At 72.5% G+C, this 23,142-nt stretch carries 23 protein-coding genes; 7 read left to right on the forward strand and 16 right to left on the reverse strand.

All coding sequences use genetic code 11. The features are described from left to right. Window positions 1-94: 94 nt before the first annotated feature. The gene (locus D0T12_RS18080; protein ID WP_117400765.1) at window positions 95-898 is read right to left on the reverse strand and encodes a TlyA family RNA methyltransferase; all 804 of its coding nucleotides are present in this window, start codon (window positions 896-898) and stop codon (window positions 95-97) included. A 9-nt stretch (window positions 899-907) separates the two neighbouring features. Continuing rightward, window positions 908-1,135 carry a hypothetical protein gene (locus D0T12_RS18085; protein WP_117400766.1) on the reverse strand — a complete coding sequence of 76 codons (228 nt, stop codon included), beginning with the start codon at window positions 1,133-1,135 and terminating at the stop codon, window positions 908-910. 114 nt (window positions 1,136-1,249) lie between these two features. Here D0T12_RS18085 and D0T12_RS18090 point away from each other — a divergent pair, with 114 nt between their 5' ends. Further along, a complete protein-coding gene (locus D0T12_RS18090; RefSeq protein ID WP_117400767.1) occupies window positions 1,250-1,591 on the forward strand; it encodes an SCP2 sterol-binding domain-containing protein in 342 nt (113 codons plus the stop codon). On the opposite strand, the gene D0T12_RS18095 is transcribed toward D0T12_RS18090, so the two are convergent. Together D0T12_RS18095 and D0T12_RS18100 are read right to left on the reverse strand one after the other, a co-directional pair. Next, window positions 1,592-2,593: an HAD-IIA family hydrolase gene (locus D0T12_RS18095; protein ID WP_117400768.1), complete on the reverse strand. Its 1,002-nt coding sequence runs from the start codon at window positions 2,591-2,593 to the stop codon at window positions 1,592-1,594. Between the two features lie 8 nt (window positions 2,594-2,601). After that, window positions 2,602-3,048, reverse strand: a complete 447-nt coding sequence (locus tag D0T12_RS18100; protein WP_117400769.1) for a tetratricopeptide repeat protein — start codon at window positions 3,046-3,048, stop codon at window positions 2,602-2,604. Between the two features lie 72 nt (window positions 3,049-3,120). Here D0T12_RS18100 and D0T12_RS18105 point away from each other — a divergent pair, with 72 nt between their 5' ends. Beyond that, on the forward strand, window positions 3,121-4,464 hold the full coding sequence (locus D0T12_RS18105; RefSeq protein WP_325050820.1) for a DUF1015 domain-containing protein: 1,344 nt from the start codon (window positions 3,121-3,123) through the stop codon (window positions 4,462-4,464). A gap of 41 nt (window positions 4,465-4,505) precedes the next feature. Further along, the gene (locus D0T12_RS18110; protein WP_117400771.1) at window positions 4,506-5,444 is read left to right on the forward strand and encodes an MBL fold metallo-hydrolase; all 939 of its coding nucleotides are present in this window, start codon (window positions 4,506-4,508) and stop codon (window positions 5,442-5,444) included. Window positions 5,445-5,463: 19 nt separating this feature from the next. On the opposite strand, the gene D0T12_RS18115 is transcribed toward D0T12_RS18110, so the two are convergent. Then, window positions 5,464-6,264 carry a hypothetical protein gene (locus D0T12_RS18115; RefSeq protein ID WP_233526147.1) on the reverse strand — a complete coding sequence of 267 codons (801 nt, stop codon included), beginning with the start codon at window positions 6,262-6,264 and terminating at the stop codon, window positions 5,464-5,466. 24 nt (window positions 6,265-6,288) lie between these two features. Here D0T12_RS18115 and D0T12_RS35935 point away from each other — a divergent pair, with 24 nt between their 5' ends. Next, the gene (locus D0T12_RS35935) at window positions 6,289-7,245 is read left to right on the forward strand and encodes a hypothetical protein (protein ID WP_199487576.1); all 957 of its coding nucleotides are present in this window, start codon (window positions 6,289-6,291) and stop codon (window positions 7,243-7,245) included. Between the two features lie 122 nt (window positions 7,246-7,367). Here the strand turns inward: D0T12_RS35935 and D0T12_RS18120 are convergent, their stop codons facing one another. The 10 genes from D0T12_RS18120 to D0T12_RS18165 all read right to left on the reverse strand — a co-directional run bounded on the left by D0T12_RS18120 (window position 7,368) and on the right by D0T12_RS18165 (window position 15,940). Next, on the reverse strand, window positions 7,368-8,213 hold the full coding sequence (locus D0T12_RS18120) for a crotonase/enoyl-CoA hydratase family protein (protein ID WP_117400772.1): 846 nt from the start codon (window positions 8,211-8,213) through the stop codon (window positions 7,368-7,370). Window positions 8,214-8,233: 20 nt separating this feature from the next. After that, a complete protein-coding gene (locus tag D0T12_RS18125; RefSeq protein WP_233526148.1) occupies window positions 8,234-8,734 on the reverse strand; it encodes a metallophosphoesterase family protein in 501 nt (166 codons plus the stop codon). 325 nt (window positions 8,735-9,059) lie between these two features. Continuing rightward, window positions 9,060-9,449, reverse strand: a complete 390-nt coding sequence (locus D0T12_RS18130; RefSeq protein ID WP_117400773.1) for a hypothetical protein — start codon at window positions 9,447-9,449, stop codon at window positions 9,060-9,062. Window positions 9,450-9,554: 105 nt separating this feature from the next. Next, entirely contained in the window at window positions 9,555-10,406 is an 852-nt protein-coding gene (locus D0T12_RS18135; protein WP_117400774.1) for an ABC transporter permease, read from the reverse strand. Between the two features lie 22 nt (window positions 10,407-10,428). Beyond that, window positions 10,429-11,265 carry an ABC transporter permease gene (locus D0T12_RS18140; RefSeq protein WP_117400775.1) on the reverse strand — a complete coding sequence of 279 codons (837 nt, stop codon included), beginning with the start codon at window positions 11,263-11,265 and terminating at the stop codon, window positions 10,429-10,431. Then, window positions 11,262-12,065: an ABC transporter ATP-binding protein gene (locus D0T12_RS18145; RefSeq protein WP_117400776.1), complete on the reverse strand. Its 804-nt coding sequence runs from the start codon at window positions 12,063-12,065 to the stop codon at window positions 11,262-11,264. Before D0T12_RS18145 ends, D0T12_RS18140 begins: the two co-directional genes overlap by 4 nt. 1 nt (window position 12,066) lies before the next feature. Next, window positions 12,067-13,191: an ABC transporter substrate-binding protein gene (locus D0T12_RS18150; protein WP_117400777.1), complete on the reverse strand. Its 1,125-nt coding sequence runs from the start codon at window positions 13,189-13,191 to the stop codon at window positions 12,067-12,069. Between the two features lie 44 nt (window positions 13,192-13,235). After that, window positions 13,236-14,288 carry an alcohol dehydrogenase catalytic domain-containing protein gene (locus D0T12_RS18155; protein WP_117400778.1) on the reverse strand — a complete coding sequence of 351 codons (1,053 nt, stop codon included), beginning with the start codon at window positions 14,286-14,288 and terminating at the stop codon, window positions 13,236-13,238. After that, on the reverse strand, window positions 14,289-15,038 hold the full coding sequence (locus tag D0T12_RS18160) for an RraA family protein (RefSeq protein ID WP_117400779.1): 750 nt from the start codon (window positions 15,036-15,038) through the stop codon (window positions 14,289-14,291). After that, window positions 15,035-15,940 carry an amidohydrolase family protein gene (locus tag D0T12_RS18165; protein WP_117400780.1) on the reverse strand — a complete coding sequence of 302 codons (906 nt, stop codon included), beginning with the start codon at window positions 15,938-15,940 and terminating at the stop codon, window positions 15,035-15,037. Before D0T12_RS18165 ends, D0T12_RS18160 begins: the two co-directional genes overlap by 4 nt. A gap of 214 nt (window positions 15,941-16,154) precedes the next feature. Between D0T12_RS18165 and D0T12_RS18170 the strand changes: the two genes are divergently transcribed. The 3 genes from D0T12_RS18170 to D0T12_RS18180 all read left to right on the forward strand — a co-directional run bounded on the left by D0T12_RS18170 (window position 16,155) and on the right by D0T12_RS18180 (window position 22,278). Next, on the forward strand, window positions 16,155-17,003 hold the full coding sequence (locus tag D0T12_RS18170) for a glutamate racemase (protein WP_325050821.1): 849 nt from the start codon (window positions 16,155-16,157) through the stop codon (window positions 17,001-17,003). Window positions 17,004-17,116: 113 nt separating this feature from the next. Then, window positions 17,117-19,912: an FAD-binding and (Fe-S)-binding domain-containing protein gene (locus D0T12_RS18175; protein ID WP_117401098.1), complete on the forward strand. Its 2,796-nt coding sequence runs from the start codon at window positions 17,117-17,119 to the stop codon at window positions 19,910-19,912. A 221-nt stretch (window positions 19,913-20,133) separates the two neighbouring features. Continuing rightward, window positions 20,134-22,278: a chitinase C-terminal domain-containing protein gene (locus tag D0T12_RS18180; RefSeq protein WP_233526149.1), complete on the forward strand. Its 2,145-nt coding sequence runs from the start codon at window positions 20,134-20,136 to the stop codon at window positions 22,276-22,278. Window positions 22,279-22,352: 74 nt separating this feature from the next. Here D0T12_RS18180 and D0T12_RS18185 read toward each other — a convergent pair whose 3' ends face one another. Further along, a complete protein-coding gene (locus D0T12_RS18185) occupies window positions 22,353-23,084 on the reverse strand; it encodes an IclR family transcriptional regulator (RefSeq protein ID WP_117400782.1) in 732 nt (243 codons plus the stop codon). Between the last annotated feature and the right edge of the window lie 58 nt (window positions 23,085-23,142).

Below are 23,142 nucleotides of genomic sequence, written 5' to 3' on the forward strand. Positions count from 1 at the left end.
AGGACGAACATCCCCGGCGGAGACGTTCCCGCTTCGCACGCACTTCGTACGGGCCGCGGGCCGTACACGATCATCGTGCAGATCACCGTGCCGGTCACCGGGGGCCGTCCGCGATGGCCTTCGCGAGGGCGGACTCGTCCAGCGGCGGGGCGTCGGCCCGCAGCCACAGGAAGTACTCCACGTTGCCGGACGGGCCGGGCAGCGGGCTCGCCGTCACGCCGCGGACGCCGAGCCCGAGCGTCTCCGCGTGCCGGGCCACGTCCCTGACCGCCTCGGCGCGCAGCTCCGGGTCGCGGACGACGCCGCCCGCGCCGACCCGGTCCTTGCCGACCTCGAACTGCGGTTTCACCATCAGCGCGAAGTCGGCGCCGGGCGCCGCGCAGTCGCGCGCCGGCCCGAGCACGAGTTTCAGGGAGATGAACGACAGGTCGCCCACGACGAGGCCGGGGGGCGTGTCGCCGAGCATGCCGGGGCGCAGGTCGCGGACGTTCGTGCGTTCCAGGACGGTGACGCGCTGGTCCGTCCGCAGGGACCAGGCGATCTGGCCGTACCCGACGTCGACCGCGTACACGTGCGCCGCGCCGGCGCGCAGCAGGACGTCGGTGAACCCCCCGGTGGAGGCGCCCGCGTCCAGGCATACGCGGCCCGACACGTCCAGGCCCTCGAACGCCCGGAGGGCGCCCGCGAGCTTGTGGCCGCCGCGGGAGACGTACTCGGGGCCGTCGTCCGCGTCGGCGACGACGATGGCCGCGGCGGTCTCCACCTGCGTCGCCGCCTTCGCCGCCGGCCGGCCGCCGACCCGGACCCGCCCGTCGTCGATCAGGCGGCACGCGTGCTCGCGGGAGCGCGCCAGGCCGCGCCGGACCAGCTCCGCGTCCAGCCGCCGCCTAGTGGTCATGGTCGCTGGTCATGGTCGGTGGTCATGGTCTTCGGGGTCGTGGTCGGCGGAGGCGAGGAGCTCCTGGAGCCGCTGGTGGACGGCCTCGAAGATCTCCACATGCTCGGGGACGGGTCGTCCGGCCAGTTCGGTGAGGCGGGCGACGGCGGCGTCCACGCGCGGATCGCCCGTCGGGTCGGGCGGCGGCGCGGCCGGGACGTCGGGGACGTCCGGTTCCCGCGCGACCTCGTCGGACATCACGTTTACCTCCCAGTGGACCCCCGGCGCCCGGGACGAGTCGCTTCCGGCTCATGCTGAACGCTACCGTCCCTGAACGACACCGTTGTCGACGGAACGGGGAACGGCCTGACCATGGCGAACGAGGAGGAGTGCCTGGCGGCGCTCGGACGCATCGCGGCGCGGCTGGCGGACGTGGACGCCGACCGGCTCGCCGAGCACGCCGTCGAGCGGACGATCAGCTGCCGCGTCGCGGACCTCGGGGTGGCGTACCGCACCCGGTTGCACCAGGGCGGCCTCGACCCGTTCGAGCCCGACGGCGATCCGCGGGAGGCCCAGGTGCGGCTCACCGTGGACAGCGACGACCTCGTCGCGATGGCCGACGACGACCTGCACCCGACCAGGGCGTGGGCCGAGGGCAGGCTCAAGATCGAGGCGAGCATCTTCGACCTGCTCCGCCTCCGCAAGGTCCTGTAGCTACGGCGCCAGGGACTCCAGGGCACCGGCGAGGGCGGCCCGGGGCGGGGGTTCGTCGGTGGCCCAGGCGGCGGACGCGAGGGCGCGGAGACCGTCGTAGGGGTCGCCCGAGCCGGTGACCGTGAACGTGTCGCCGTCGCGTCGGGCCGTCCAGCCTCCGCAGCGGTGGGCGTCGCCGTCCCGGACGGTCCGCGGGTGCGGGACGAGGAGCCCGGTCAGGTCGGGCGCCAGGTACGTCGGCCGCCGGTTCGGGGGCGCGGTGAGGGCGTCCAGGGGTTCGGTGACGCCGGTGAAGACCAGGAGGCTGTCGGCGCCCCCGTTGTGGGCGCCCTCGATGTCGGTGTCGAGACGGTCGCCGACGACGAGGGGGTTCCGCGCGCCGGTGCGCAGGATCGACTCCTGGTGGAGCGGGCGCTCCGGCTTGCCGGTGACGATCGGTTCGACGCCGGTCGCGGAGCTGATCACGCGGAGCAGGGCGCCGTTCCCGGGGTTCGGGGGCCCGTCGCCGCCGGGGATGGTGAGGTCGCCGTTGGAGCCGACGAACAGCGCGCCCGCCGTGACGGCCTTCGCCCCCTCTGAGAGCAGCCCGTACCCGAGGTCCGGGTGGAAGCCCTGCACGACGGCCGCGGGCCGCCCGGCCGCCGTCGACACCGGGCGCAGCCCCCGCGCGTACAGGGCGTGACGCAGGCCCATGCCGCCCACCACGAGCACCGGCGACCCGGCGGGCAGCCGTTCGGCGAGCAGCCGCGCCGCGGCCTGCGCCGAGGTCACGACGTCCGCCGCGTCCGCCGGGACGCCGACGTCGGTGAGCAGCGCGGCGACCGCGGACGGGGTCCGCGAGGCGTTGTTGGTGACGAACGCCAGCCGCTGGCCCGCCGCGCGGGCCTTGGCGAGCGACTCCGCCGCCGCCGGGACGGCCCGGCGGCCGACGTAGACGACCCCGTCGAGGTCGAGCAGGGCGACGTCGTACGCCTCGCAGAGGGGGGTGTCGCTTTCCTTCATCGGGCTCCTCATCGGCGCCGGTACTCCAGGGTGGCCCTGGCGTGCCGCAGCGCGTTCGCGTAGTCGCGGTTCTCGGGACGCATGGCGGCGGCGAGCGCGAGATGCTCCACCGCGCCCTCGAAGTCGCCCATCCGGCTCAGGGACAGTCCGAGGCCGAACCGCGCGTAGTCCTCGGCGGGCTCCGCCTCGACGATCCACCGGAAGCTCTCCGCCGCCGCGTCGAACCGCCGCGCCCCGAACTGGGCGCGGGCGAGCGCCTCCCGGATGCTGTGGGACCCCGGCTCGGCGTCGGCGGCCCTGGCCAGCAGTTGCAGCGCCGCCGCCGCGCTGCCCGTCCTGAGCAGCTCCAGGCCCCGCGTGTACCACTCGTAGACGCCTCCGGCGGGCGGGGCCGCGTGCCCGCCCGGATCGTCCCCTGGGGAATCCTCCGACCGTCCAGGAACTTGATCTTCCATGTGGACCTCCCCTCGGAATTCGACCGTACCCGCCGGGCCTCCGAACGCCCTCCGACGATTAGCATGCCCGGGATGGACGACGACCTCCCCTCCGGCCTCGGACCGGAGGAGTTCAGCGCCCGGATCTTCGGCACGTCCGCGCCGCGGACGGGCGGCGCGCTGGAACTGGCTCCCTTCCGCGGCGTCCGCTTCGTCCCGGAGATCGCGGGCGACCCGGCGTCGGTGACCACGCCCCCCTACGATCTGATCGACGACGCGACGGCGTCGCGGCTGCTGGCGAGCGGCGGCCACAACATCGTCCGGCTGAACCTGCCGCGCGCCGCCGGCGAGAGCTACGACGCGGCGGGACGGCGGCTGCGCCGGTGGCTGGACGAGGGCGCCCTCGCCATCGACCCCGACCCCGCCCTGTACGTGTACGAGGCGGCCCGCGACGGGACGGTCCTCCAGCGCGGCCTGATCGGGGCCCTCGGACTTCGCCCCGAGTCCGACGGGGTGGTGCTCCCGCACGAGAACGTGTTCCCCGGCCCGGTCCGCGACCGGCTCGCGCTGATGCGGGCCGCCAACGCCAACCTGGAGCCGATCTTCCTGGTGTACGAGGGCGGCGGCGACGCGGCCCGCATCGTCGACGACGCGTCCGAGGACACGCCCCTGCTGGACTTCCGCGCCGACGACGGGCTCACGCACCGGCTGTGGCGCATCTCCGATCCCGCGCTGCACGCGCGGGTGGCCGCCGACCTGCGCGGCAGGCGGGCGCTCATCGCCGACGGCCACCACCGGTACGCCACCTACCGCGCCCTCCAGGCCCACCGGCACGCCGCCGGCGACGGCCCCGGCCCGTGGGACGCGGGCCTGGCCATGCTGGTCGACTCCACCCGCTACCCGCCGCATCTGGCCGCGATCCACCGCGTCCTGCCGGGGCTCCGTCCGGGCGACGCGCTGGCGCGGGCCCGCGCGGTGTTCCGCGTCACCGACTTCGCGGACGAGCCGGCCGCCCTCGAAGCGCTCGCGGACGTGTTCGCGTCCGCCGAGGAGGAACGCGGGCCCGCGTTCCTCCTCGGCGGCGGCGACACCCTGCACCTGCTCACCGAGCCCGAGCCGGGCGCGTTGAGCCACTCCATGCCGTTCGAGCACTCGCCGCGCTGGCGTGGGCTCGACACCGCCGTCCTCGACCATCTCCTCGTCGGGAACCTGTGGAACGTCCCCGAGAACGAGGACGCGATCCAGGTCGTGCACGACGATCCGTCCGCCGCGATCGAGCGCGCCCGCGCCGCGGGCGGGACGGCCGTCGTCCTGAACCCGCTCAGGGTCGAGGACGTCCTGGCCGTCGCGGACGCGGGCGAACGCGTCCCCCGCAAGTCCACCTCGTTCGGCCCGAAGCCCCGCACGGGACTCGTCCTGCGCCTCCTCGACCCCTGAGGGGCGGCGGCCCGCGCACCACCGGAGAGGATGCCCAGCCGATGGACACCACGACCACGATCACGCCGCTCGGCGGGGACGTCTACGAGATCGACACGCGGATGGCCGGATACGCCGGGATCACCGCCGGATACCTGATCCTGTCCGACCGGCCGTGCCTGGTGGAGCCCGGCACGTCCGGCTCGGCGCCCGTCGTACGGCGAGCGCTGCGGGAACTGGGCGTCGGCCCGGACGATCTGGCGAGCGTGGTCGTCACGCACATCCACCTCGACCACGCGGGCGGCGTCGGTGACATCGCCCGCGCGTTCCCCCGCGCGGAGGTCGTCGTCCACGAGAAGGGCGCCCGGCACCTCGCGAACCCGGAGCGGCTCATGCGCAGCGCCCGGATGGTGTACGGCGACAGCCTCGACACGTTGTTCGGTGAGCTGAAGCCGACGGACGCGGCCAGGATCCGGGCCGTCGAGGACACCGGAACGGTCGACCTCGGCGGCGGGCGGCGGCTGGAGTCGCACTACTCCCCGGGCCACGCCAAACACCACGTCGGCCTGATGGACTCCCAGACGGGAGACCTGTACGTCGGTGACGCGGCGGGCGTCTACATCCCCGAGACCGCGGACGTGCGGCCCTCGACACCGCCGCCCGACTTCGACCTCGACACCGCGCTGGCGTCGCTCGAACGGTTCCGGTCACTGGGCCCGCAGCGGCTGCTGTTCGCGCATTACGGGCCCGTCGCGGAGGTCGAGGGGACGCTGGAGCGCTCGGCCGAGGAACTGCGGGTCTGGGTCGACACCGTCCGGGACGCCAAGGACCGGGGTCTCGACCTCGACCACGCCGTCGCGATGGTCGTCGAGCGCACCAAGGACCGGTACGCCGTCCTGAGCGACGACGCCGACCCGGACGTGGCCGCCAAGCACGAGATGCTGAACAGCGTCGAGAGCAACGTCGCCGGAATCCTGCACGCCCTGGACAGGGGCGCCTGAACGGCCCGTCCGCGCGACCTCAGTCTTCCGGGGGCGGCGGCTCCTCCTCGACCGCGGGCGCCGTCGGCTCCAGGAACACCGCCGACGTCCCCGGCGCACCCACCGCCTCCGCCACCGCCTCGGCACCGTCACCGGTGTCGGCCTCCTCGGTGTCGGCCTCCTCGGTGTCGACGATGTGGAGGCCGTCGAGTTCGGCGTACCGTTCGGCGGCGTCGGTCTCGCCGTCCCGGTCGGCCGCCGCGGCGCGGGCGAACCAGTCGGCCGCCTCGCTGCGCCGCCCGGCCTCCTCCAGCGCGTCCGCGTAGGCGTAGAACAGCCGCACCGACCAGGGCCGCAGGCGCCTGTCGCGCAGTTCGGGGATCTGTAGCGTCACGACCGCCGCGTCGCGCTGGCCGAGGTCGCGGCGCACGCCCGACTCCACGATGCGCAGCTCGACGCGGCCCATCGGGTCGAGGTTCCGCGCCTCCGGCGACTTGATCAGGTCGAGGGCGCGTTCGGGACGGCCGAGCCCGCGTTCGCAGTCGGCCATCACCGGCAGGTACGCGTCGTCGCCCGAGCTCAGCCGGCGCGCCGCCCGCAGTTCCGCGAGCGCCTCCGCCCACTCGCCCGCGTGGTACGCGGCGATGCCGGCGGCCTCCCGGACGATCCCGACCCGGGACGCGAGGCGGCGCGCGGCCCGCGCGTGCCGGTGGGCCCGCTCGGGCTCCTCGTCGGCGAGCCGCCCGGCCATCACGAGGTGCCGGGCGACCTTCGTGGCCAGGTCCTTGGGCAGGGTGCGCAGCTCGGCACGGGCGTCCGGGTCGAGTTCCTCGCCCGTCACGTCGTCCGGCAGGAGCGGATCATCATGCTTGGGCGCCGGCCGCTCCCGTTCCTCGGTGCGCGCCCGGCGGTCGCGGGGCGGTCCGTAGGAGCGTCCGCCGCCGCGCCTGTCGCGGTCTCCCGGACGCTCCTGACGCTTGCCGCCGAACCGTCCGCCGCCGCGCTCGTCCCGGTCCTGGGGTCGGCGGCCCTTCGGGCGTTCCTCGAACCGCCGCTCACCCCGGCGTCCACCCGCCCGGGGACCCTCCGGACGCCCGTCACGGCGCGGCCCTCCGCCCGAGCCCTTTCCGGCGCGTGCGTCCCGCCGCTCACCGCGCGGCCCACCGGCCCCGTACTCCCGACGGCCGTCCCCCCGTGGACCACGCTCGGCGCGTTCACCGCGTGGACCGCGATCGAAACGTTCACCGCGTGGACCGCGTTCGGCGCGTTCACCGCGTGGACCGCGCTCAAAACGTTCACCGCGTGGACCGCGTTCGGCGCGTTCACCGCGTGGACCGCGTTCGGCGCGTTCACCGCGTGGACCGCGCTCGGCGCGTTCACCACGTGGACCGCGCTCAAAACGTTCACCGCGTGGACCACGCTCGGCGCGTTCACCGCGTGGAGCGCGTTCGTCGCGTTCGCCGCGTGTGTCCCGGCCACGCGCATCCCGGCCGCGCGTGTCCCGGTCCTGGCGGCCGGCGCCCGGACGGCCGCGACCGCCCTTGGGCGCGCCGCCCCGGAAACCGCCTCCGCGCGGACCGCCGCCCTTGCGGGCTCCGGGGCCCCCGGGCCCGCCCCGGGCGCCGCCTCCACGACGGGCGGACGGGTTCCGCCTCCCGTCGCCGCCCCGCCGCTCGCGGTCGTCGCCGCCGCGACCGTCCTCTTCCGCGCTCATCACGTCCGTCACTGTTCTAGAAGCTGGTTCCGTGGACTCCTGCAGCCTACTTCCCGGCCGCACGACACGCGTCGAGGGCCGCCCGGAAATGGGACGGCCCCCGACTAATTCGAGTCGGTCGCATCCTACTCCCCCAGGCGCTCTCCGTGCGGCGTCATCGGCGCTGAAGCACGCCACTTCCGACTGTAGGGCGCGATTTTCCGCTATTCATGGGGACGAATTGAATGGCGTCAAAGAGGGTCGGTGAATTTCGGGGGGCGCTTCTCGAAGTAGGCGCGCACGGCCTCGACCTGGTTGGGGGAACCGCGCAGGGCGTCCAGCGTGCGGGATTCTTCGAGGAACTGTCCGGCGAGGTCACCGTCCGCGGCACGGTTGAGGAGGCGTTTCGCGCCGCGGACGGCGTCCGGGCTGTGACCGGCGATCTCGCGGGCGAGCTCGGTCGCCGCGGCGCGCGGGTCGTCCGCGGCCCGGGTCGCGAGGCCGAGGCGGACGGCCTCCGCGCCGGTGATCATGCGTCCGGTGAAGGTGAGCTCCTTCGCCACGTCCTCGCCGACGAGGCGGATCAGCGCGGCGGTCCCCGTCATGTCGGGCACCAGGCCCCAGCGGATCTCCAGGACGGACAGCGTCGCGTCGGGCGCGACGATCCGGATGTCGGCGCCGAGCGCGATCTGGAGACCGCCGCCGAGGGCGTGCCCGTGGACGGCGGCGATGACGGGCTGCGGCATCTCCCGCCACACGTGCACCACCTGTTGGGCGAGATTGGTGGCGCGGCCCGGCTCACGGGCGGTGATGTCGTTCACCAGCCGCCGGAACCGGGCGCTCGCTCCGGCGGGCGGGGCGTCGGCGGCCATGGCGGCGAAGTTGGCGAAGTCCAGCCCGGCGCAGAACGCGCGGCCCTCGCCGGACAGGACGACGGCGCGGACGGACGGGTCCGCGGCGAGCGCCTCACCGGTCTCGGCGAGCGCGCCGAACATGGCCATGTCGAGGGCGTTCAGTTTCTCGGGGCGGTCGAGCCGCACGTCGGCGACCCCGCCGTCGACGTGCACGGTCACGCGGTCCGCCTGGTCATCGCCCATGCCGGGCCCCCGTTTCGGTGTCAGGTGACGGGAACGATCCTCGCGCCGGTGAGGCGGCCGTCGCGGATGTCGAGCAGGCCGAGGGTGCCGTGCGGTTGGCGGCGCCGGTCGGTGGGCGAACCGGGGTTGAAGACGCGGACGCCGTCGCCGGTCTCGTCCAGCGGGATGTGCGAGTGGCCGAAGACGACCAGGTCGGCGCCGGGGAACCAGCGCCGCATCCGGGCCGTGCGGCCCCGGGCCTGACCGCTGTCGTGGACCATCGCGACGGCGAGGCCGTCGAGGTCGAGTTCGAGCCGCTCGGGGGCGCCCCACTCGGCGACGTCCGGGCCGTCGTTGTTGCCGAGGACGGCGTGGACGGGCGCGAACTCCGCCAGCTCGTCCAGCACGGAGCTGACGCACACGTCTCCGGCGTGCAGGATCACGTCCGCGCCGCGCAGGTGCTCGGCCACGCGCGGCGGGCACGACTTCCAGCGCCTGGGAGCGTGCGTGTCGGAGATGGCCACGACTCTCACACGGCCCATTGTCCCGCTCGCGCGGACGGACGGAACCGGACGTGATTCAGGCCACACCCGCCCCGGTGGGTGATTTTGCCACGTCGCGTTCTATACACCAGTGGGAAACAACTGTAAGCACCGTGTCATTACACCCCGCTGACGGGCGGAGTTAGGCTTCGAATTCCTCGCGTTCGTCCAGAAGGATTCCGGCCGTACGCCCCCGGTCGTTCCGACACGGCGACCCAGCACCGCGAGGACCCAAGGGGCGGTCGGGTCCCGAGGTGGATGACCACTCCCTTGCACCGACCCCGGGATCCGGCCGCCTCCGCGGTTCGCCCCCCGCCCGGCGAACTCAGCCGAGTTGGACGCCGAAGAACAGGGCGGCCAGCGCGCCGACCGCGCCGAGCGCGCCCCAGACGGCGAGCCCTGCCTTCGACGAGGCGCGTGTGTGCAGGAACGCGGCGACCCCGGACAGCAGGACGAACGCCAGCTTCACCTCCAGGGTCCGCCGCGCGGCGCCGCCGAGGTCGCCCGCCGTGATGTTCCAGACGCCGGTGAGCACCAGGACGGCGAAGGCGGGCCAGGCGATCGTGTTGAAGCGGCGCGCGGCGATCTTGGTGACGCCCTCGTGTCCGCGCAGCGCGGGCACGAGCGCGCCGAGCGTGATCTGCCCGCCGACCCAGATCGTCGCGGCGAGCACATGCAGGAAGATCCGCAGATCGGCGGTGGTGACGGCGAGCAAGAGCGACCTCCGGGCGACGGAACGGCGATGACGTGATCTGGATCGGTCGACCGGACGTTATCGCCCGCCCCGACCCGGATCCGCACATCGCCCCGGCCCGGCGCGTCATCGGGACGACTCGAAGAACCGTTCCGTGCCCGCGCGGACGACGCCGAAGAGGATCTTGTTCTGCAGGACGCCGAGCACCATCAGCACGACCAGCACCGAGAACTCGGCGGCCACGTTGATCGCCTCGCTGTAGGTGAGGAGCAGCTGGCCGAGCCCGCCGGCCGAGGGCGCGACGAACTCGCCGACGATCGCGCCGATCAGCGCGAACGCCATGCTGATCTCCAGCCCGGACACGATTCCCGGCATCGCGGACGGCAGCGAGACGCGGAAGAACCGCTGCCGGGGACTCGCGCAGAACGCCGTCGCCATCTCCAGCCGCGTCCGCGGAACCGTGGACAGCGCGGCCAGCGTCGCGATCACGGCGGGGAAGAACGCCAGCATCGCCGCGAAGCTGAACTTCATCGTCAGCCCGAACCCGAGCCACAGCACGCACACCGGGGCGAGCGCGATCTTGGGCAGTGACTGGAATGCGACGACGTACGGGTACAGCACGAACCGTACGAGGCGGGACTCGGCCATCAGCGTGCCGAGCACGACGCCCGACCCGGCGCCCAGCACGAACCCGATGAGCGTCGCCTTCCACGTCTGCCAGGTGCTCTCCCCGATCTGCTCCATGAAGATCTCCGAGCGCATCACCTCGAACACGTCGGTGGGCTTGGGGATCACCACCCCGCTGATCTCGAAGCGGGAGATCACGAGCTGGATCAGCAGGACCCCGACCACCCCGACGACCACGGGCGGCAGCAGGAGGAACGCCGCGCGGGCGGCGAGCCCGGTGCCCAGGGGTCTGCGGGCGGCGGCGGGCTCCCTGCGCCGGACGCGGTCCGGCGCGGGCGTCACCTTACTCATGGGCCACCTCACTCATCTGGCCTCACTCATTGGGCATCCGCTCCAGGACGAAGTGCCGGGCGAGCCGCACCAGCAGCGCCAGGGCCAGCCCGACCGCGACGAGGATCACCAGCACGGCGAACTCCTCGGCCAGCCGGAAGTCGCGCTGGTACACCTGCAGGATCACGCCGACGCCGGCGTTGGCGCTGATCAGCTCACCGGCGATGGCGGCGAGGAACGACAGCACCACCGAGATCTCCAACCCGGAGAAGATCGGCACCACCAGCCCGGGGAAAACGATCTTGAGGCGGATCTGGGATCGGGACGCGCCGAACGCGGTGGCCATCTCGATCCGGCCCCGGTCGGTCTCGGCGACCCCCGCCATCGTGCTCACCAGGATGGGGAACAGCGTGGCCGCGCCGACCAGCCCGATCTTGGACTCCATGCCGAGCCCGAACCAGATCACGAAGATCGGGGCCAGCGCGATCGGCGGCAGCGCCTGCAACGCCACCGCGTACGGGTAGAAGCCCTGCCGCAGGATCCGGGACTCGCCGAGCAGCACCCCGAGCACCACCCCGGCGACGAAGCCGATCAGCAGGCCGAAGAACGCCTCGCCGAGCGTCGTGCGCAGCGCCCGCAGGTACTCGCCCCACTCGCCGGACGGGCCGAGCGCCTTCAGCACCGCGTCCAGCTTCGGCACGGAACTGCCGTCGCCCTGCACACCGGACGGCAGGATCTGCCAGGCGGCGAGCAGGGCGGCGGTGACCACCACCAGGCCGCCCCAGCGCACCGCCGCGGACGCGCTCCGCGCCTCCCCGTCCGGGTGCCCGTCCAGCCGGGGAGGGGCGACGGAACGCGCGTCGGCGGACGGCGCGGTCATCCGCCGACCTTCGACTCGGCGGCGAACAGGCGGTCCCGGACCTGCCCGCACACCTCGGCGAACTCCGGCGTCGCCATCAGCTCCTTGGTCCGTTCCCTGGGGAACGGCGGGGTGACGACCTCCACGACGGTGCCGGGACGCTCGGAGAGGATCACCACCCGGGTGGACAGCAGCACCGCCTCGTCGATCCCGTGCGTGATCAGGAGGGCGGTCTTCTCCGTCTCCCGCCAGATGCGGTTCAGGTCGATGTTCATCTGCTCCCTGGTCAGCGCGTCCAGAGAGCCGAACGGCTCGTCGAGCAGCAGCAGCCTGGGATCGTCGGCGAGGGCCCGGCAGATGGCGACGCGCTGCCGCATCCCGCCGGACAGCTCCTTGGGCCGCCGCGTCTCGAAGCCCGCGAGCCCGGCCCGTTCCAGCAGTCCCGACACCCGTTCGCGGGCCGCGTCGGTGACCTTGCCGTGCAGTTCGACGGGGAACAGGCAGTTCGCCATCACGTCACGCCACGGCAGCAGCGTCGCGTCCTGCAACGCGATGCCGATGTCGCGGCGCGGCCCGGTGACCGGCTCGCCCCAGACCCGCACGGTGCCGTGGGTGGGACGGAGCAGACCGGCGATCATCTTCAGGATGGTGCTCTTCCCGCAGCCGCTCGGCCCGACGATGCTGACGAACTCGCCGGGCCGGACGGTGAGGTCGACGTTCCTGACCGCCTCGGTGTCCTGGACGGCCCGCCGCCCCCGGCCCCGCCCGGCGAACACGTGACGCAGACCGGCGAGTTCCACCGCGTGCTCTGTCGTGGTCATGTCAGCCCTCGAACTTGTAGTTCTTCGCCGCGGTCTTGATCTTCTGGGCGTCGAAAGCGTTGAACGCCCGCACGAACTCGTTGGTCACGAACTGTTCCGCCTTGAACGCGGTGGGGGTCAGCTTGGTGGCGACCGAGAAGTCGCTCCACGCCTTCACGCCCTCCTCGGGGAAGGAACCCCAGTTCTTGCCCGCGTCCGGATTGCCGCTGGTGACGTGCGTGGTGCGCAGCGCGAGGATCCGTTTGTTGTCCTCCATCTTCTTGTCCTCGGGAATGCCGGGGATGTTCGTCTTGGGGTAGACCTCGTACATCATCTTGATGGCGGCCTCGGGATTGGCGGTGGTGAAGACGTTCGCCTTCGCCATCGCCCGGCCGAACCCCTCGATCACCTTCGGGTTGGCCTTCATGAACGACTGCTTCGCGGAGAACCCGGTGGAGAACAGCTGCTGGGACAGCGACGACTTGAAATAGCGGAGCTTGGCGCCGAGGTTCTCCATCGCCGCGTACTGCGAGTCGAACAGCATCAGCGCGTCCACCCGCTTGCTCTGCAACGCGTGGTACGCCCCGGCCTCCAGCCCCACCGACACGAACTTGACGTCCTTGTCCGGGTCCATGCCCTGCTCCCGCAGCAGCGCCTGGGCCAGCGGGATCGTCCCGCTGCCCAGGCTCTGCGCGCCGATCTTCTTGCCCCTGAAGTCGGCCCAGTTCCGGATGGGGCTGTTTGCCTCCACGGCGAAGCTGGCCACCTGCGACCGCGCCCAGTTGAAGAACATCCGCTGGTCGGAGTTGTTCTTCACCGCGTCCGGGATCAGGGCCTGCGGGACGGGCGCGGCCATGTCCATCTGCCCGGCGGCCACCGCCTGGATCGCCTGCGTCGAGCCGGGCGTGAACGTGGTCTCGACCTTGAGCCCCTCCTCCTTGAAGTAGCCGAGGTAGCGGGCCACCGAAATGGCCGCGAAACTGGAGTTCATCGCCTTGATGGACAGCGCGACCTTCACGGTCCGCAGGTTCTCGCCGTCCTCCTGGGAATTGCCGCCGTCGCCGCCGCATCCGGCCGCCGCCAACGCGACCGCGAGCGCCCCCGCCACGACCCGGAACACCAAAGAGCGCGATCTACGAGGTCCCATCCTGGTCCTGCCTCCCAATCAATCCGGCGTTCATCGGGCTTTCGTCAGGCGGTGTCGGGGACGAGGAGAATGCGGCCGGTCACCGAGCCGCTCTCCAGGATTTCGTGGGCTCGCGGCGCCTCCGACATCGGCAGCGTGTCGGTCACCACCGGGGTCACCAGACCCCGGTCCATCAGGGTCAGCACGTCCTCCAACTGCCGTTTGGTGGTGCTGGCCGCCGACAGGATCGAGATGTCACGGCCGCGCCAGCCGACCAGGTCCGCCTCCACCGTCGGCGGTGTCCGCTGCACCTCTCCGATCAGCACGAGGCGTCCGTGGAGGGCGAGGGTGTTGACGCTGGACAGGAACGACACCGCGCCGACGTTCTCCAGCACGATGTCGCAGCCCTGACCGTCCGTGACCTCCATGACGTTCTTGCTGTAGTCCGCGCCGCGCTCGACGAGCAGGATCTCGTCCGCGCCCGCCTCCCTGACCGCCTCGACCTTGCCGGGCGAGGTGGTCTGCGCGACCACGCGGGCGCCCGAGGCCTTCGCGAGCTGGATGGCGTGCAGCCCGATGCCGCCGCCCGCCCCGGTGACCAGCACCGTCTCCCCCAGCTCCAGGCGCGCGACGTCCCGCAGCGCGTTGAGCACGGTGCCGATGGCGCAGGACGCGATGGCGACGTCCGGGGACGTGAGCCGCGGCGGCACCTTCACCAGGCTGCCGTCCGACACCGCCACCAGCTCGGCGTAGCCGCCGTTCAGCCCGATGTCGCCGAGGAACACCTTGCGCGGGCAGCGGGTCTCGCGTCCCATCCGGCACTCCCGGCACTTGCCGCAGACCCGCTGCCGCTGGTTGGAGACGACCCGGTCGCCGACCGCGAAGTCCACGACGTCGGCGCCGACCTCGACCACCTCGCCGACGACCTCGTGACCCGGAATGATCGGGAAACCGGTGCCCTGCGCCCGGTCGCCGCGCCGGACGAGCACCTCGTGCATGCACGCCCCGCACGCCTCGACCTTCACCACGCACTCGTCACGCGCGGGTCGCGGCGGCTCCATGTCCGTCCACGTCATCACGCTCGGCGGACCGGTCTCCTTGGCGACGACGGCCTTCATCTACGCTCCGTTCCGTTTCTCCTCGCCGGGCTCCGGCCCGGCCTGATCCCATTCGGCGTCGACGAAGCGACCGCCGTCGGCGGGGAAGTTGCCGGCCCAGTCGCGGACCGCGAACAGCGACTCGCCCTCGCGCACGCGCGGCGTGAGCGTCGTCGTCTCCCGCAGGTCCCGGGCGGCCGCGGCGTCGGCGACCCGCGCGGCGTCCTCCAGCGGGACGACCGCGACGCCGTCGCCGTCCGCGACGATGAGGTCGCCCGGCCGCACGTACGCGCCGCCGCACACGACGGGGACGTTGCCCCAGCCCGCGCGGGTCTTGCCGGTGGCGGCCGGGGTCACGCCCAGCGCCCACAGCGGGAACCCGACCCGTTCGATGTCGGCGATGTCGCGGGCATGGCCCTCGATCACCGCGCCCGCCAGCCCCCGCGCCGCGGCCGACTCGCTGACGTTGGCGCCCCACACCGCCGAGTCCACCGGCCCGTGCTGCGACGTCCACACCAGGACGTCGCCGGGTCCGGCCACTTCGAGCATCGCGTGCAGGCTGAGGTTGCTGCCGGACAGGTCGAGCGCGGTGACGGCCCGGCCGACCGCGCGGGTGCCGGGCGCCAGCGGCCGGACGCCGCGCACCAGGTTCCGCTGGCCCATCGCCTCGTGGACGGACGCCACCGCCAGATCGTCGTAGGCCCGCAGCACCTCGTCCGACGGTCTCGGCGCCCGGGTGAAGACCGTGCCGCGCGGATGCAACCGGGTCATCGGGGCTCCGCCGGGAAGTCGGCCAGCCCGGCGGGGTTGGCGACGAGGATGCGGTGCCGGGCGGTCTCGTCCGGCACGATCCGCTCGATCAGGTCGACCAGCACGCCGTCGTCGGGCATCTCGGGCACGTTGGGGTGGGGGAAGTCGGTGCCCCACAGGCACCGTTCGGGCGCCTGCGCGGCGAGCAGGCGGGCCAGCGCGACGGCGTCCTCGTAGGGCGGGCCCTCGGTCGACAGCCGCTCGGGCGCGCTGAGCTTGACCCACACGTCGCCGGTGTCGAGCAACCGGCGCAGCGCCCGGACCTGGTCGCCGTCCAGCCCGGTGGCGAGGTCGACGCGGGCCATGTGGTCGATCACCGCGGGCAGTCCCGTGGACCGGAGCGTGTCGAACATGTCGACGACCGCGTCTCCCGCGATGTGGAAGGCCACATGCCAGGCGTACGGGCGGACGAGGTCGAGGACGGCGCGCAGCTCGTCGGGCGTCGGCCCGGGGCCGAGATGCGGCATGAACTGCACGCGCACGCCGCGCACCCCGGCCGCGTGCAGCTCGGCGACCTCGGCGGGCGTGGTCCGCGGGGTCAGCAGCGCCACGCCCCGGTACGCGTCGGGGTAGGTGCGCAGCGCGTCCAGCAGCGCCGAGTGGTCGGTTCCGTGGGCCGCGGACTGGACGATGATGGCACGGTCCAAGCCCAGCAGGTCATGGCGTCGGCGCAGATCGTCCTTGGAGACGTCGGGAGGGTCGTACGCCCGGTCCTCCGGGTAGGGGAAGACATGACCGGGACCGAAGATATGGCAATGCGCGTCGCAGCTTCGCGGCGGGAGTCGCAGGTCGGGGACTTTCGGGTTCGGGTGGGGCGGGGCGGCGACCCTCCTGCCGCCCCGCGTCGCCTCTGCGGGGGTCATGGAGCTCGTTTCGGTGAACGGGTGGCGACGGAACTGGTTCGTCCGTCGCACAAGTGTGCGCTGGTTGAAGCGAGTGTGCACGACCCGGCAGAGCAGGTCAAGGGGTGAACCAGGGGTGGTATCGCCGCGAGACGCCGTGTGCGCGACCGGGACGGCAGGGCCGCCCACCGGGCGGAGGGCGGGACGGAGGGGTTGATAACTTGACCCTGTGTCCGTGGCATTGATCGATTCGGGGCTTGGTCTTCTCTCCACCGCCGGTTGGGTGCGGCATCTGGCTCCGGAGCTCGATCTGGTGCTGCTCATGGACCCCGAGGGCGCGCCGTGGGGGCCGCGGAGCACGTCCTTCATCACCGACCGGCTGTTCGCCGCCGCCCGCGAGGCGGTCCGGCGGGACGCCGAGGCGATCGTCGTGCCCTGCAACACCGCCACCGTCACCGCGATCGACGTGCTGCGCCGGGAGTTCGAGCCCGAGGTACCGGTGATCGGTACCGTCCCCGCGGTGAAACCGGCCGCGGCGGCGGGCCGGAGCATCGCGGTCTGGGCGACCGTCCGGACCACGGCCAGCAGCTACCAGACCCGCCTGATCGCCGAGTTCGCGAACGGCAAGCCGGTGGAGCGGGTCGCCTGCCCCGGGCTGGCCGAGGCCATCGACCACGGGAACGTGGCCGCCGCCGCGGCGGCGATCGACGACGCCGCCGCGCGGACCCCCCACCACTGCGACGCCGTGGTCCTCGGGTGCACCCACTATCCGCTGGTGGCACCGGAGATCCTGCGGCGGCTGCCCGCCGGCACCGCGCTGTACGACAGCGCGGAGGCGGTCGCCCGCCAGACACTGCGACGGCTGCCCCGGGCCACCGACCCGCACGCCGCCGGGCGGGTCGAGGTGCTCCTCAGCGGCCGTGAGGGTCCCCTGCCCGCCAGCGCCCGCGCCTTTCCCGTCGGCCGCGCCCTGGCCGCCGCGGGCCGGGTGCCCCGCGAGGCCCTCGTGGCGGAGGCGACCCTGACGCCGACCCTCGAACTGCGGCTGCCCCGGCAGCGGGCCGACGAGTCGGAACCGGCCTAGGGGCACCGACTACCGTTGGAGTCGTGACCGATCGTCCCGAACACGCGGAGCTGGTGGCCGCGCTGCGGCGGGCCGGGGTCGGCGGGGTCGACGGCTCCACGCTCGCCCGGTCGATGTACTCCTCCGACGCGTCGCTGTACCGGGTTCCGCCGCGGGTCGTGGTGACGCCCCGGGACGCGGGCGAGCTTCCGGCGGTGCTGGAGGTGTGCCGGGACGCGCGGGTGCCGCTGACGATGCGCGGCGGCGGGACGTCCATCGCGGGCAACGCGGTCGGCCCCGGGGTGGTCGTGGACGTCAGCAGGCACGTCGACCGGGTCCTGGAGATCGACCCCGACGCGGGGACGGCGCTGGTCGAGCCCGGGATCGTCCAGGAGCGGCTGCACCGGGTGGCGGCGGCGCACGGGCTGCGGTTCGGGCCCGATCCGTCGACGCGGACGCGGGCGACGCTCGGCGGGATGATCGGCAACAACGCGTGCGGGTCGCGGGCGCTCGGCTACGGGCGGACCAGCGACAACGTGCTCGGTCTCGACGTCGTCACCGGCGCCGGGGAGCGGCTGCGCCTCGGCGACATACCGGGGGCGGGACCCGACGCGGGGAACGCCGCTCTTGATCGATTGCGTGGGCTCGTCGGCGAGCATCTGGCGCTGGTCCGGACGGAGTTCGGCCGGTTCGGGCGGCAGGTGTCCGGCTACTCCCTCGAACATCTCCTGCCCGAGAACGGGTTCGACGTCGCCCGTGCCCTGACCGGCAGCGAGGGGACGCTGGCGCTGACACTGGCGGCGCGGGTGCGGATGGTGCGCGAGCCCGCGTGCCGGCTGCTGGTCGTCCTCGGATACGCGTCGATGGCCGACGCGGCCGACGCCGTCCCGGCGATCCTGCCGTACGGGCCCGTCGCCTGCGAGGGGCTCGACTCGCGGATCACCGGGGTCGTGCGGGAGCGGCGCGGCCCGCACGCGGTGCCGCCGCTGCCGCGCGGGTCCGGCTGGATGCTCGTGGAGCTCGCCGGGCCCCGGATCGAGGAGCTGCGCGTCACCGCCCGGCGGATCGTCAAGGAGTCCGGGTGCCTCGACTCGATGCCGGTCGAGGACATGGCGCTCGCCGACGCGCTGTGGCGGATCCGGGAGGACGGCTCCGGCCTCGTGGCGCGGACCCCGGACGGCGAGCAGGCCCACGCCGGATGGGAGGACTCGGCCGTCCCGCCGGAGCGGCTCGGCCCCTACCTGCGGGAACTGGAGGCGCTGCTGGTGGGCCACGGCCTGTTCGGCGTCCCGTACGGGCACTTCGGCGACGGCTGCGTCCACGTCCGGATCGACTTCCCGTTCGGCCGGGCCGACGGCGCCCGCGTCTTCCGTGGGTTCCTCACCGAGGCGGCGACGCTCGCGGCCCGGCACGGCGGGACCATGTCGGGCGAGCACGGCGACGGCCGCGCCCGTGGCGAGCTGCTGCCGCACATGTACTCGGCCGAGGCGCTGGCGCTGTGCGCGGCCGTCAAGGACGTGTTCGACCCCGATGACCTGCTCAATCCGGGGATCATCGTGCGTCCGGCACCGGTGGACGCCGACCTGCGCCCGGCGACGACCGTCGCGCTGACGCGCGGCCTGGCGCTCGCGTACCGGGACGATCGCGGCGATCTCTCCCGGGCCGTGCACCGCTGTACGGGCATCGGCAAGTGCCGCGCCGACAACACGGGCGCGGGCGGCGTGATGTGCCCGTCGTACCTGGCGACGCGGGAGGAGAAGGACTCCACGCGCGGGCGGGCCCGCGTGCTGCAGGAGGTCGTCAGCGGGAACCTCGGCCCGGACGGCTGGACGTCGCAAGCCCTGCACGACGTGCTCGACCTGTGCCTGTCCTGCAAGGGCTGCGCGTCCGACTGCCCCACGGGCATCGACATGGCGTCCTACAAGGCCGAGGCGCTGCACCGGCGGTACCGGCGGAAGGTCCGTCCGCGCGCCCACTACGCGCTGGGATGGCTGCCCCGGTGGACGCGGCTCGCCGCCAAGGCGCCTCCGGCGATCAGGGTCGTGAACGCGGCGCTGCGGTCGGCCGCGCTGCGGCCGTTGATCGCGTGGAGCGCGGGCGTCGACCGCCGCCGCACCCTGCCCGCGTTCGCGCCGGTGACGTTCCGCCGCTGGTTCGCGTCCCATCCCAGCCCGGAAGGGCGCAACGGCGACGTGGTGCTGTTCGTCGACAGCTTCACCGACGCCTTCTCCCCCGAGGTCGGCAGGGCGACCGTCCGGGTGCTGGAGCACGCGGGTTACCGCGTCACCGTCACCGAGCGTCCGGTGTGCTGCGGAATCACGTGGATCTCGACCGGGCAACTGGACGGCGCGCGCACCCGGGCCCGGCACGCCGTCCGGGCGCTGCTGCCCCACGTCCGCCGCGGCGCGAGGGTCGTGGGGATGGAGCCGTCGTGCACGGGTGTTCTGCGCTCGGACGCCGAGGAACTGCTCCGGGGGGTGGACGCGGCCACCGCCCGCGAGGTGGCCGCCGCGACCCGGACGCTCGCCGAACTGCTCGACGAGACGGACGACTGGACGCCGCCCGACCTGTCCGCGGTCACCGGAATCGCGCAGCCGCACTGCCACCACCACGCCGTCATGGGCTGGACGAAGGACGCCGCGCTGCTCAGGCGGGCGGGGGCCGACGTCGGCAGGGTCGGGAACTGCTGCGGGCTCGCCGGGAACTTCGGCGTCGAGAAGGGGCACCACGACGTGTCGGTCGCGGTGGCCGAGCAGAACCTGCTCCCCGCCGTCCGCGAGACCGGACCGGACGGGGTCGTCCTCGCCGACGGGTTCAGCTGCCGAACCCAACTGCGCGAGCTCGCCGGGCGCGACGGCGAGCACCTCGCGCAGCTTCTGGCCCGCCACCTCCCCGGCGACGACCGCGAGGATCAGACCCCGTTCGAATGATCCCGTTCGGGCCCACGTGTCCCACGATCCCCGTGTCCATCCGTGATCGTTCGAGCGCGGAGCGTTCCTTCACAATGTCCTTTCACTGGTCTGGCCCCCTGGCTGGGGCGGTTCATTCTGTAAGACGGCGTTAAATTTCAATGCTTGCCTATGGGCTTGAAGTGCGGTTATGGTCCAAATAATTAGTATAGTTTCCTAATAATTGAAGGGACAGGATTGCCGTGGCCGCAAGCCGCTCCCCACTCCGGGCGATCCTCACCGGATGTGCCGCGCTCCTGCTGACGCTCGGCCTCGCCGTCGCCGTACCGCCCTCCGCCAGTTCGACGCCGAGTTCCGCCTCGGCCCACGCGGACTGTCGCCCCGACGGGCTGTACCAGTCGCCCGGCGTGACGCCGCCGTACTGCGAGATCTACGACGAGGCGGGTCGAGAGAAGATGGGCGCCGACCACCCGCGTCGCGCCATCGGATACTTCACCAGCTGGCGGACCGGTGCGAACAACACCCCGCGCTACCTCGCCAGCGACATCCCGTGGGACAAGGTCACCCACATCAACTACGCCTTCGCGCACGTCAACGACCAGAACAAGGTCTCGGTCGGCGGCGACAAGCCCACCAACCCGGCGACCGGAATGGAATGGCCGGACGTGAAGGGCGCGGAAATGGACTCCGCGTTCCCGTACAAGGGCCACTTCAACCTGCTCAACAAGTTCAAGAAGCAGCACCCGAACGTCAAGACGCTGATCTCCATCGGCGGCTGGGCGGAGTCCGGCGGCTACATCGACGACAACGGTAAGCGCGTCGCCTCCGGCGGTTTCTACAAGATGACCGACAGCCAGGCGAGCATCAACACCTTCGCCGACTCCGTCGTCGAGTTCCTGCGCAAGTACGGTTTCAACGGCGCCGACATCGACTACGAGTACGCCACCTCGATGCAGTACGCCGGGCACCCCGACGACTTCACGTTCTCCAACCCGCGGCGCGCCAAGCTGATGGCCGGGTACGTGGCGCTCATGAAGACGCTGCGCGAGAAGCTCGACGCGGCGAGCGCCGCCGACGGCAAGTACTACATGCTGACCGCGGCCGTGTCGGCCTCCGGTTGGATTCTGCGCGGGCACGACAGCTACCAGGTCGTCCCGTACCTGGACTACGCCAACATGATGACCTACGACCTGCACGGAACCTGGAACCACTTCGTCGGTCCCAACGCCGCCCTGTTCGACGACGGCAAGGACAACGAACTCCAGGAAGGCAGCGTCTACAGCACCTACGGCATCGGATACCTGAATACCGACTGGGCCTACCACTACTTCCGCGGCGCGATGCAGGCGGGCCGGATCAACATCGGCGTGCCCTTCTACACCCGTGGCTGGCAGAAGGTGAAGGGCGGCACGAACGGGTTGTGGGGCAAATCCGCGCTCCCCGACCAGAAGAAGTGCCCCAAGGGCACCGCGGGTGACGTCGGTTCCACGACGCCGTGCGGCGACGGGGGCATCGGCATCGACAACCTCTGGCACGACCTTGACGAGAACGGCAAGGAAATGGCGTCGGGCAGCAACCCGATGTGGCACGCCAAGAACCTCGAAAAGGGAATCTCCGGCAGCTACATCGGCGCCTACGGCCTCGACCCGGCCAGCGACCCCGACGACCGGCTCGTCGGCACCTACACCCGCCAGTACAGCAGCGTCATGAAGGCGCCGTGGCTGTGGAACAGCCAGGAGGGCGTGTTCCTGTCCACCGAGGACGAGGAGTCGCTCGCCGCCAAGGCCCAGTGGGTCGCCGACAAGGGCATCGGCGGGATCATGATCTGGGAGCTCGCCGGCGACTACGCCTGGGACCCGTCCCGCAACGACGGCAAGGGCGAGTACTTCATGGGCAAGACCCTGATCAACACGATCCACGACAAGCTCAAGAACGCGAGCCCGTACGGGAACCTCAAGTCCGACAAGCCCGTGCCCGCCGACCGCCTCGACGTCAAGGTGGAGCTGGTCGACTTCCCCGTCGGCGACCGGAACTACCCGATCACGCCGAAGATGAAGATCACCAACAACTCCGGGCAGACCATCCCGGGCGGCGCCGTCTTCAAGTTCGACTACGGCACCTCCGCACCCGCCACCATGACCCAGCAGACCGGCTGGACCCTCCAGGTCCAGGCAGGGCACACGGGCAACAACACCGGCGGTCTGAAGGGCGACTTCCATAAAGCGACCCTCACGGTGCCGAGCTGGTCGAGCATCGCCAACGGCGCCTCCGCCACCGTCGCGCTGAGCTACCAGCTCCCCATCGCGACACCGTCCAACTTCACCCTCACCTTCGGAGGCAAGACCTACGCGCTGAGCCAGGACCACCCCAAGGCCAACGCACGTTGAGCCACTAAGGCCAGCACGTAAGCAGGGCGGATGCCGGTCACGGCATCCGCCCTGCTCACGCGTTCGATGTTCCGTCAGTCGGCGCCCAGCGTGCGGGACAGGGTGAGCGCGGCGGTGTGCACCGCCGGGGCGACCACGGACGGCCGCAGCTTCGTGGACCAGCCCGACACCGACAGCGCGCCGATCGCCAGACCGTCCGGGCCGAGGACGGGGCTGGCCGCGCACACGATGCCCCTCCCCGACTCCTCCCGGTCGTAGGCGACGCCCTCGTCCCGGATCCGCTCCAGCTCCTTCGCCAGCAGCCCCGGCGCGGTGACGCTCCGCTCGCTGGTCTTGACGAGGTCGGCCCCCAGGACGGACTTCACCACCTCCGGCGGCGAGAACGCCAGGATCGCCTTGCCGACCCCGGTCACGTGCGCGGGCAGCCGCCCGCCGACCTGCGACGGCAACCGCGGCCCGCCCGACGAGCCGAGGATCTCCACGTAGACGACCTCGCGGCCCTCCAGCACCGCCAGATGCACGGTCTGCCGGGTCGCCTCCCGCAGGTCGGACATGTACGGGACGGCGGCGTCCCGCAGCACCCGCTGGCGCGGCACCCGCTGCCCGATCTCGAACAGTCTCAGGCCGAGCCGCACCCGAGCGCCCCGCCGTTCCAGCAGCCCGGCGTCCACCAGGTCGAGCGCGATCCGGTGCGCGGTCGACTTCGGCAGGCCGCTGCGGCGGGCGAGCTCGGCGGCGCCGAGGCCGTCGTCGTCCGCGCGGAACGCGGTCAGTACGGCGACGACCCGGTCAAGGAACGTCGTCATAAGGGCAGTGTCCCACCTCGCGGGACGCTCGCGTTGCCCGCGTCCGCCCGGACGGGCG

The sequence above is a fragment of the Actinomadura spongiicola genome (genome assembly GCF_003432485.1).
GTDB lineage: Bacteria > Actinomycetota > Actinomycetes > Streptosporangiales > Streptosporangiaceae > Spirillospora > Spirillospora spongiicola.